The sequence below is a fragment of the Microcoleus sp. PH2017_12_PCY_D_A genome, assembly GCF_020738565.1.
In the GTDB taxonomy this organism is placed as follows: Bacteria; Cyanobacteriota; Cyanobacteriia; order Cyanobacteriales; family Microcoleaceae; genus Microcoleus.
Genome location: NZ_JAEQCI010000021.1, coordinates 69001 through 79128, shown reverse-complemented (window position 1 = coordinate 79128; position 10128 = coordinate 69001). Strand labels below are relative to the sequence as shown.

The window sequence follows — 10128 nt, the reverse complement described above, 5'->3', positions numbered from 1 at the left end:
TCGTGTCCTTCGCGTCTTCGCGGTTAATTCCTTCTTAGCTCGGACTGCGGTGAGGATTTTTCTGGCGCTTGTTTTAAGTTTTTTTTACGAACCGCGAAGACGCTAAGAGCGCGAAGGAAGAAGTGGAAGAAGGGTTAAGATGACAGAATTATTCGTTTGATGCCTTCTTTGAGGATGGGAACGTTGAAGTTGATGAGCAGGCCTAGGGTGTTTTTGGTCATTTTGAGATACGAGATAACTTGGGCTTCGTTGATGGGAGCTAACTTTTCGACGGCTTTTAGTTCAACAATTAGGATATCGCCAACCAGAAAGTCTAATTGACCTTCCTCGACTCGATGGCCTTTGTAGGTCATTGCTACTGGCTTTTTCGGGTGACAAGGTATCCCCCGCAGACCAAATTCAACTTCCAAGGATTCTTGATACACCGATTCTAAAAATCCTGGGCCCAAAAGCCGATGCACTTCAATAGCAGCGCCAATCGTTCTATAAGCCAACTGTTCCACCTGTTCGCCCAACTGTCTCATTCTTCTTTCTTCTTCCTTCGTGTCCTTTGCGTCTTCGCGGTTCATTCCTTCTTCCCTCTCATTGACAATACAAACACCTTAACCGCTGTTCCCAACTGAATGAAATAATCCCGATCGCACCCAGGCCTTCTAAAATCAAAGGTAATTAACCTAGATTTGAATTCGGTACCCCATGGATACTAAAGCTTTTAAACGATCGCTCCAACAGTCCGAAAACTACCACCGCAAGGGTTTCGGACACGAAGCTGAGGTAGCTGAGGTGATGCAGACGGCTTATCAAAGCAGCCTGATCCAGCAAATTCGCGACAACAATTACAGGCTGCAGCGCGGTGCAGTCACGATCCGGCTGGCTGAAGCTTTTGGCTTTTGCTGGGGGGTGGAACGCGCTGTGGCTATTGCTTACGAGACTCGCCAGCACTTCCCCTCAGAACGGATTTGGATTACTAATGAGATTATTCACAATCCTTCTGTGAACCAGCATTTGCGCGATATGGAAGTTGGTTTTATTGCTGTGGAAAAGGGGCAGAAAGATTTTTCTGTGGTGGATAGTGGCGATGTGGTAATCTTACCTGCTTTTGGGGCGAGCGTGCAAGAAATGCAGTTGCTGAACGATAGGGGTTGCAAGATTGTTGATACTACTTGTCCTTGGGTTTCTAAGGTTTGGAATACTGTTGAAAAACACAAGAAAAGGGATTATACTTCGATTATTCACGGTCAGTACAAGCACGAGGAAACTGTTGCTACCAGTTCTTTTGCTGATAAGTATTTGATTGTGCTGAATTTGCAGGAAGCTGAATATGTCAGCAATTATATCTTGCACGGAGGCGATCGTGCTGAGTTTCTTGCTAAGTTTAGCAAGGCTTGTTCTGCTGGTTTTGACCCAGATGTGGATTTGGTAAGTGTCGGAATTGCGAACCAAACTACTATGCTCAAAACTGAAACTGAGAATATTGGCAAGTTGTTTGAAAAGACGATGATGCGGAAGTTTGGGCCTTCCAATCTTAACGAGCATTTCCTCAGTTTTAATACTATCTGCGATGCGACTCAGGAACGGCAAGATGCTATGTTGAGTTTGGTTGAGGAAAAGTTGGATTTGATGTTGGTGATTGGCGGTTTTAATTCTTCTAATACTACCCACTTGCAGGAAATTGCGATCGACAAAACTCTTCCTTCTTATCACATTGATTCTGCGGAGCGCATTTTACCGGGAAATCGCATCGAACACAAGCCTTTGGGCCGGGATTTGGTCGTAACTGAAAATTGGCTCCCTGAAGGTAATATTGTCGTCGGTGTGACTTCGGGTGCTTCGACTCCTGATAAGGTTGTTGAGGATGCGATCGATCGCATTTTGGCGATGAAAGCCGCTGTTATTCCCTAATTCTCTGCTTCGCCACTGCACTCGGAATCATCTTTTTCGGCGTGCAGTGCGATCGTCTCCCTCGCAAACAGACTGTAGACTCCAATTGCTCTTCATTCCATCTCGATGCTGAAAATTATCTGTGTTAATCTGCGTTTATCTGCGGTTAGTTTCCCTCGCAATTTCTCCCCTGCGTCCCAAACTTATTTTTTTCACAAATAATGAAAAAATCGCCTTTTTTTTGGGGTAAAAAGCTTGACGCGGGCTGCTTGACAAGGTATTATTTAATAATGGGAATAGTGAAAATTTTTAAATTGAAGTCACCACTTCCATTATCTAAAATATACCCCATAAATCAACCGAAATCAATAGGTAAAAACTCCTTTTTTTGCGCCGCCATTTGAAATTGTCAAAGTAGCAAAAGCGATGCCACAGAAAATGACGAATTAAGCTTGGCGAGAGAACGAGAGATTGTATGTTTGTCCTCTCTTACTTAAGGAGGATGCGAGGAGGAGCTAGTACCTAGGTAGCAAATAAATAGACAGAGTGGTACACTTGTGGACAAATCTACGGTATACCATTTTGTTTAAACCACATGAATTCGCAAAAAAGCTTGGATTGTCAGTAAAAAGACTCGCCGTCTCCTCAACATGAATTGCTAGAATACTTGAAATAATTCACTGTTTTTCCTGTCGATTATACGGCCTGCAAAATTACTCCAAGGAAATCAAATAAAACTAAAAAATGCTGTTGACAAACCCCTACAAGATGTGGCAAGATTAAACAAATAAATCGAGTGTTGAGGCCAAACAATGCTTCTGTCCATCAAGACAAAGTTAAAGCTAAACAAGAACCAGGCAACGGTTATGAGCAAACACGCTGGCATAGCGAGGTTTACTTATAATTGGGGACTAGCTACTTGGAATAGCCTTTATCAAGATGGATTAAAGCCCAATAAATACCTACTCAAGAAATTCTTCAACAATCATGTAAAACCTGAATTTACATGGATCAAAGAGACGGGAATCTGCCAGAAAATAACTCAATACGCCTTTGACAATCTTGGGGATTCGTTCTCTAAATTTTTCTCAAAAAAAGGTGGATTTCCCAGATTCAAAAAGAAGGGGCATCACGACTCTTTCACTATTGACGCGGGCGGTAAGCCTATCCCTGTGGGTGGTACGTCTATAAAGTTGCCGACAATCGGCTGGGTAAAAACCCACGAAGGACTACCTCACACAACTTGCAAGTCAATCACCATTTCACGCACTGCCGACAGTTGGTTTATCGCATTTGCTTACGAACAGAATCATGAACCCACAGTCAAAACTCATGAAATTGTAGGAGTTGATTTGGGAGTAAAAGAGTTGGCTACACTTTCAACTGGCGTAGTATTCCCGAACCCAAAGCACTACAAAGCGCATTTTCTAAAGCTGAAGAGATTATCAAGAGTTCTTGCTAGAAAGGTGAAAGGTTCCAGCAATAGATACAAAGCCAAAATCCAACTGGCAAAACACCATGCAAAAATAGCAAACCTCAGAAAGAATACTCTACATCAAGTCACTACTTACTTATGCCAAAACCACGCAACGATAGTAGTAGAAGACTTGAATATTGGAGGGATGCTAAAGAATCACAAGCTAGCACAGGTAATAGCTGATTGCGGATTTCATGAATTTAAACGCCAGCTAGAATACAAAGCGAAAAAGTTTGGCTGTGAAATTGTCGTTGCTGACCGCTGGTTCCCGTCGAGCAAAACCTGTTCGAGTTGCGGGCATATTCAAGATATGCCACTCAAAGAAAGGGTTTATAACTGTGGAAGTTGCGGTCATTCGATGGACAGGGATTTAAACGCAGCCATCAATTTATCACGGTTGGCTAAACCGTGAAAGCTTACGGAGGGATAACCGCTCCCATGCTCCCGACGAAGTAAGAAGCAAATGTCTAGACTTGTCTAGTATTTGTGTAGCAGCAAGACTAAACTAGAAACAAGACGATCGCAAATTTGAGCCTTAAATTTATCTGCTTTGGCCGCCGTGTCTGCCCGAGCAAAAAATTCATCGCCCGCAGCGAGCTAAAACAAAAAAAAGCGGGACTCGCGCGCCGACTATTTCATGAACAAATCGCTGACTCGCCAAATCACCGCAGGCATCGGCATCGCCTTGGGACTGCTAATTTTTAATGCGGCAACTTCCTACCGCAATACTCTCAAGTTAGTGGAAAACGAGCGCTCGGTGAGCCACACTCACGGAGTTTTAATTGAACTCGAAGCGACGCTTTCTACCTTAAAAGATGCTGAAACCGGACAGCGCGGTTATTTGCTGACGGGAGAACAAGGGTATTTAGAACCTTATCAAAGCGCGATCGCCCGCGTCAAGGCACAAATAGGCGGATTGCAGCAGCTAACCGCCGATAACAACCGCCAGCAACAGCGCATTCGCGACTTGAAAATTGCGATCGACTCTAAATTAGCCGAACTTCAAGAAACGATCGATCTGCGGCGCCAAAAAAACTTAGCAGCAGCCCTGGGACAAGTAAAAACCGATCGCGGAAAGCAAATCATGGACGGGATTCGACAGCAGGTAGCAGTCATGACTGACGAAGAAAATCTGCTATTGCAGCAGCGCGCCCGAGAATCTCAATCCAGCGCCCATTTGACAATCGTTACTTTTACCGTTGCTGCTGTAGTAGATTGGCTGTTACTGGTGTTGGTTTTCTATTTGGTAAAGCGCGATCGAACTTTGCGCGACAATGCCGAAATCAAGCAAAATCAACTTTTAGAACAGCTAGAACACGATCGCCACTCCCTAGCAGTAACCGAAGAACGTTTCCGCCGCGCCATTCTCGACGCCCCGCTGCCAATTATGCTGCACGCTGAAAACAAAGAAGTTTTGCAAATTAACTCGGCTTGGACAGAACTCTCAGGCTATGAATACTCAGAAATTCCCACAATTGAAGATTGGACAGAAAAAGCTTACGGCAACCGCAAATCGCTAGTGCAACAAGATATCGATCGGCTGCACCAATTAAACGCGCGCGTTTCTGAAGGCGAATATATAATTACCACAGCCAGCGGCGAACAACGAATTTGGGACTTTTATTCCGCACCTTTAGGCAAGCTTTCCGACGGCAGAAGTTTAGTAATTAGTACCGCCATTGACATCACTGCGCGCAAACAAGCAGAATCGGAAATTCGGATGCTCAACATTACGTTAGAACGGCGGGTGGAACTGGGCACCAACCAACTTCAAGCAGCTAACGAAGAATTAGAAGCTTTCACCTATACCGTCGCCCACGATTTGCGCGCGCCCCTGCGGGGAATGCAGGGATTGGCTGAAGCTTTGTTAGAAGATTACCGCGAACTCCTCGACGAACTCGGTCAAGAATACGCCCAGCAAATTGTTAATTCTGGGCAACAATTAGAAGATTTGATCCAAGATTTGCTAGCATACAGCCGCCTGAGCCGCACTGATTTATCGCTGCAAGTTCTAGACTTAGAATCGGCTGTCGCCGAGGCAATTGCGATGGTACAAGCCGATGCTAAATCCAGCGGCGCTCAAATCAGCGTGCGCTCGCCCGCCATTGCGGTAATTGCCCACCGCGTTACTTTAGTTCAAGCAATCGCAAATCTGCTCGCCAATGCTATAAAATTTGTGGATGGCGCACCGCCGCAAGTGCAGATATGGGCCCAGGAAATTGAGATTCCTCTTGAGGCAGAGACAGACAGACAGACAGCGGGAGAATGGGAAAGGGCGACAGTGGGACAGTGGGAGAATTCGCAGTTACTGATTGCCAGCGGCCAATTGACTGTCCGCACAGTCCGTCTTTGGGTAGAAGACAACGGCATCGGTATTGCTCCCGAACATCAAAAACGGATTTTTCGCGTCTTTGAACGGCTGCACGGGATCGAGTCTTACCCCGGAACTGGTATAGGATTAGCTATTGTACAAAAAGGAGCCGATCGCATGGGCGGTCGAGTTGGGGTTGAATCTCAATTAGGACAAGGGAGTCGTTTTTGGATCGAACTGAGGAAAGGATGAGGCTAACGCAGACGATTTTGCTGGTGGAAGATAATCCTGTTGATATTTTGTTGATGCAGCGGGCTTTTCGCGATCGGACTTTTACTAATATTTCGCTGCAAATTGTCCGAGATGGAGATGCAGCGGTTTTTTATTTAAATGGTGACGGAGAATACAGCGATCGCGATCGCTATCCTTTGCCTGCGATAATTTTACTAGATTTGAAGTTGCCCAGGCGATCGGGCCACGAGGTTCTGGGTTGGCTCAAGCAGCAGCCTCAATTAAAACGCTTGCCGGTGGTTGTTCTTACTTCTTCTAGGCAAACACTTGATGTCGATCGAGCTTACGATTTAGGGGTAAATTCTTATTTGGTTAAACCTGTCGGGTTTGCTTCTTTATCGGAACTGATGCAGAGTTTTGGCGAGTATTGGCTCAACCATACCGAACTGCCGGAACCAATATAATTTTCTTGTTTTTAGTGGCGGTTTCCCGCTTTTTATTGCTTGTTTCCCCATTACCAAGCTCTTCCTGGTAACGAGAGTAATTACTAGCTACAGGACAAGTCGCGAGCGCGGTCGCCCTTGCTTGCTCCTGTGTCAAACGATTTGAGATACTTCGACGGTTGCTGTACCAGTTTGAGATTTACTTGCAGCGCCGTGAATCTGGGAGTTTGAACTTTGGTCTAAGATTTTGTAATCTCCACTTCTGCCGTCGTGGGCTGGTATCCATTTTTGGGTGGTCATCAGTCATTCCCAATTCTTTAATCTCAAATATAATAAAATCAAAACTGGTAGAAGTTGGTCTTGAGGTGGCGAGTCCTGTATCATCTGTTCCTGTCCGATGAATCCAAGATTGACGGGAGAGTAATCAACCTCGAAAATGGTAAGCCTGGGATTTTTAGGCAAGGCATTGATTAATATAATACCCACAAGGTTCGAGAGAACACCTTAGTTCATGTATTTGTTAGCAAATAGTGGCGAAAAAGGATCGAGATCGTAATCTGTGAGATATAATAAAATGCAAGCAAATAAATTAAAAATTTCCGAGGAGAGTGAATTATCACTAAATATTGAAATAAGGGGATTCCTCAATAACATATTCTTAGAATCAAAAATGTTTGTGCCAATACAAAAAGCCAAAAAACCATGCTGTCTATTCTATTAATCGAGGACAACCCGAACGATCGCCTGATGATCGATAGAGAACTGAGGAAAACTTTTGGCGATTTAGAAATAAAGTCGGCTATTGATGCCCAAACTCTCGAAGAAATCCTCGCAGCCGGGGGTTTTGATTTGGTAATTACCGATTACCAACTGCGCTGGAGCGACGGATTAACTATTTTCCAACAAGTTCAAAGCCGCTACCCGAATTGTCCGGTAATTATGTGTACGGACAGCGGCAGCGAACAAGTGGCAGTCGAAGCGATGAAAGCGGGTTTGAGCGATTACGTGTTCAAGGGGCGACAGTTCAAGCGGCTGGCGGCGGCCGTGGCGGAAAGCTTGGAAAAACAGCAGTTGCGCCAAAACTACGCGAAAACGTCGGCAGAGTTGGCAATTTCTGAGGAACGGCTGAGAGTGGCGATCGAAGCCTCGAAAATGGGAACTTGGGATTGGAATATATTAACCGGCGAGGTAATTTGGTCGGAGGGACACGAACAGTTATTCGGGTTGGAAAAAGGCAGTTTTTCGGGAACTTACGAAGCGTTTTTTGCCTGCGTTCATCCGGACGATCGCGATGCTATTGCTCGCGCGATCGCCTTTGCTTTAGAAAATAAAATAGAATACCAGCACGAATTTAGAGTTATTTGGCCCGACGGCAGCTTGCACTGGATCGCGGGTAGGGGCAAGTTTTTTAATGACGGTACGGGTAAGTCGGTGCGATCGATCGGCGTGGTTTGGGATATTACCGATCGCAAATTATCCGAAGCCAGAATACAAGAGAGCGAGGAAAACTTGCGCTTTGCTCTAGAATCAGCTAACACCGTCGCTTTTACCTGGGATATGGCTTCCGGGGAAGTCCGCCGCTCGTGCAATGCCGCCACACAGATTGGTTTGGGCCACTCCAGCACCGTTGGTACTTTTGAGGAAAAAAAGAATGCGGTGCATCCAGATGACCGCGACAGCTTTTTGGCAGATGTGGATGCCGCACTCAGCGGCCCGGGAGTTTACGAGTCGGAACACCGCCACATCCGACCCGACGGTTCGGTGATTTGGCTTCACGACAAAGGGCGGGTGGTTTTTGACGCATCCGGTAAACCGCTGCGACTGTTCGGCGTGGCGATCGACATTACGGCTCGCAAACAGTTAGAATACGACCGCTCCCAGGCTTTGGCGCGCGAGCGATCGTATTTGCACCGCCTGCAAAAGTTAACCTCCGCCTCAGTTGCGCTCCACTCCATGCTTTCGGTAGCAGACATCGTTCAGTTAGCAGCAGATAGCGCCCGCTCCATTCTGGAAGTCCACCAAGCAGCCGTCAACCTCACCCCTTCAGCTCACTGGGATGCCGGAATTAGCAAGTTTTCGATGTCAGAAAAATACGCCCGGTGGCAAGATTACTGCCAAGAGCCAGACGGTACGGGCATTTACCGGGAAGTTTGCCAGCAGCAGCAGGCGATGCGGATGACTCAAAGCGAGTTAGAGGCTCACCCGGGCTGGCGGGGGTTCGGCAAGGCGGCGGGGAAGCACCCGCCGATGCGGGGCTGGCTGGCGGTACCGCTGACGGCTCGCGACGGCAGAAATCTGGGATTGATTCAGTTGTCGGACAAGTACGAGGGGGAGTTTGGGGAAGATGATGAAAGTATTTTAATGCAGTTGGCTCAAGCAGTTTCGGCGAGCATCGAAAACGCGCGGCTTTACGAGGAATCTCAGCAGGCAAATCGCATGAAAGATGAGTTTTTAGCAACTCTTTCTCACGAGCTGCGATCGCCCTTAAACGCGATTTTGGGCTGGGCGCAACTGCTGCGAAACCGCAGTTTCAGTCCGGCTGTGACTGCGCGGGCTTTGTCCACTATTGAGCGCAATGCTAAATTGCAAACTCAATTGATTGAGGATTTGCTGGATATTTCGAGAATTATTCGCGGCAAGTTGACTTTGAATCCTTGTCCTGTAAATTTGATTTCGATGGTGGAGGGAGCGGTGAATACGGTGGGTTTGGCGGCCGATGCTAAGTCGATCGACGTGCAGTTTGCAATTGTAGATTTGGGCTTGGAGACTGCTGAATTTTGCGAACCAGGAGAGGTTTCTGGCAATCCTGAATCTGTGTTAAATCCGAGATTTTTGGTATCGGGAGACCCGGGCCGCTTGCAGCAGGTAATTTGGAATTTGCTGACGAATGCGATTAAGTTTACGCCGCGGGGCGGGCGAGTCTCCATCCGGTTGCAGCGACTTGAAGAGGAGGTTGAGCTGGCTGTTTCCGACACGGGAATTGGGATTGCTGCGAATTTTTTGCCCTACGTGTTTGAGTCTTTCCGGCAAGCGGATGCTACGATTACTCGCAATTATAGCGGTTTGGGGCTGGGGCTGGCGATCGTCCGGCAGTTGGTGGAGCTCCACGGCGGCAGGGTTTGGGCGAGCAGTGCGGGACTGGATCTGGGATCGACTTTTACTTTCCGCCTCCCTTCGATTCAGGTAAATTCGATCGCCTGCGAGGAAGCGCAGGTATTGGCTGGCGGTGGTAATTTACAGGGAGTTAAGGTTTTGGTGGTTGATGACGAGGTGGATTCGCGGGAATTTATGATGTTTGTCTTGACTGATTCCGGGGCGGCTGTCAGGGCTGCATCGTGCGCTGCTGAGGCGTTTGAGGCTGCTGCTGAGTTTGTGCCGGATGTTTTGGTCAGCGATATCGGAATGCCTGAGGAAGACGGCTATTCGCTGCTGTTGCGGCTGCGCTCTTTAGCAACTCAAAGCGGCAGGAATTTTCGGGCGATCGCCCTGACGGCCTATGCTAGGGATGAAGACCGCGATCGGGCGATGATTGCTAGTTTCGATCGGCATCTGGCTAAACCCGTGCAGCCCGATGTCTTGGTAGAGGCTGTAGTTAGTTTGAGAGAGCAAGCGCTCACCAATTAAAAATTGGTAATTGTGTTTGTAGTGAGGACTTTAGTCCTCAAATAATGAGGACTAAAGTCCTCACTACAAACCTCAATAAAATTGGTTGGTAGTGAGGACTTTAGTCCGCATCAAAATAAGAGGACTAAAGTCCTGACTACAAACCTCAATAAAATTGGTTG

7 protein-coding genes are annotated in these 10128 nt (G+C 47.0%); 5 read left to right on the top strand and 2 right to left on the bottom strand.

Features of this window, described 5'->3' with window-relative positions:
• Positions 1-134 precede the first annotated feature (134 nt).
• Positions 135-569, bottom strand: coding sequence for a GxxExxY protein (locus JGK39_RS05800; protein WP_293261436.1), 435 nt, complete (start codon positions 567-569; stop codon positions 135-137).
• 127 nt (positions 570-696) lie between these two features.
• On the opposite strand from JGK39_RS05800, the gene JGK39_RS05795 reads away from it, so the two are divergent.
• The 4 genes from JGK39_RS05795 (at position 697) to JGK39_RS05780 (ending at position 6364) form a co-directional block, all read left to right on the top strand.
• Positions 697-1902 (top strand): 4-hydroxy-3-methylbut-2-enyl diphosphate reductase, encoded by a 1206-nt coding sequence (locus tag JGK39_RS05795; RefSeq protein WP_293261433.1) that lies wholly within the window; start codon positions 697-699, stop codon positions 1900-1902.
• Between the two features lie 791 nt (positions 1903-2693).
• Positions 2694-3770, top strand: coding sequence for an RNA-guided endonuclease TnpB family protein (locus tag JGK39_RS05790; protein ID WP_293261430.1), 1077 nt, complete (start codon positions 2694-2696; stop codon positions 3768-3770).
• 225 nt (positions 3771-3995) lie between these two features.
• Complete coding sequence (locus JGK39_RS05785) at positions 3996-5921, top strand: CHASE3 domain-containing protein (RefSeq protein ID WP_293261427.1); 1926 nt, start codon at positions 3996-3998, stop codon at positions 5919-5921.
• The gene (locus JGK39_RS05780; protein WP_293261424.1) at positions 5918-6364 is read left to right on the top strand and encodes a response regulator; all 447 of its coding nucleotides are present in this window, start codon (positions 5918-5920) and stop codon (positions 6362-6364) included. Before JGK39_RS05785 ends, JGK39_RS05780 begins: the two co-directional genes overlap by 4 nt.
• Before the next feature lie 132 nt (positions 6365-6496).
• Here the strand turns inward: JGK39_RS05780 and JGK39_RS05775 are convergent, their stop codons facing one another.
• A complete protein-coding gene (locus tag JGK39_RS05775; RefSeq protein ID WP_293261421.1) occupies positions 6497-6643 on the bottom strand; it encodes a hypothetical protein in 147 nt (48 codons plus the stop codon).
• 402 nt (positions 6644-7045) lie between these two features.
• On the opposite strand from JGK39_RS05775, the gene JGK39_RS05770 reads away from it, so the two are divergent.
• On the top strand, positions 7046-9967 hold the full coding sequence (locus tag JGK39_RS05770) for a PAS domain-containing protein (protein WP_293261418.1): 2922 nt from the start codon (positions 7046-7048) through the stop codon (positions 9965-9967).
• The last annotated feature ends 161 nt before the right edge of the window (positions 9968-10128 follow it).

What these genes read in the sequence shown, in the direction of transcription:
- JGK39_RS05800 (WP_293261436.1), bottom strand. Translation starts at nt 569, where the DNA reads ATGAACCGCGAAGACGCAAAGGACACGAAGGAAGAAGAAAGAAGAATG.
- JGK39_RS05795 (WP_293261433.1), top strand. Translation starts at nt 697, where the DNA reads ATGGATACTAAAGCTTTTAAACGATCGCTCCAACAGTCCGAAAACTAC.
- JGK39_RS05790 (WP_293261430.1), top strand. Translation starts at nt 2,694, where the DNA reads ATGCTTCTGTCCATCAAGACAAAGTTAAAGCTAAACAAGAACCAGGCA.
- JGK39_RS05785 (WP_293261427.1), top strand. Translation starts at nt 3,996, where the DNA reads ATGAACAAATCGCTGACTCGCCAAATCACCGCAGGCATCGGCATCGCC.
- JGK39_RS05780 (WP_293261424.1), top strand. Translation starts at nt 5,918, where the DNA reads ATGAGGCTAACGCAGACGATTTTGCTGGTGGAAGATAATCCTGTTGAT.
- JGK39_RS05775 (WP_293261421.1), bottom strand. Translation starts at nt 6,643, where the DNA reads ATGACCACCCAAAAATGGATACCAGCCCACGACGGCAGAAGTGGAGAT.
- JGK39_RS05770 (WP_293261418.1), top strand. Translation starts at nt 7,046, where the DNA reads ATGCTGTCTATTCTATTAATCGAGGACAACCCGAACGATCGCCTGATG.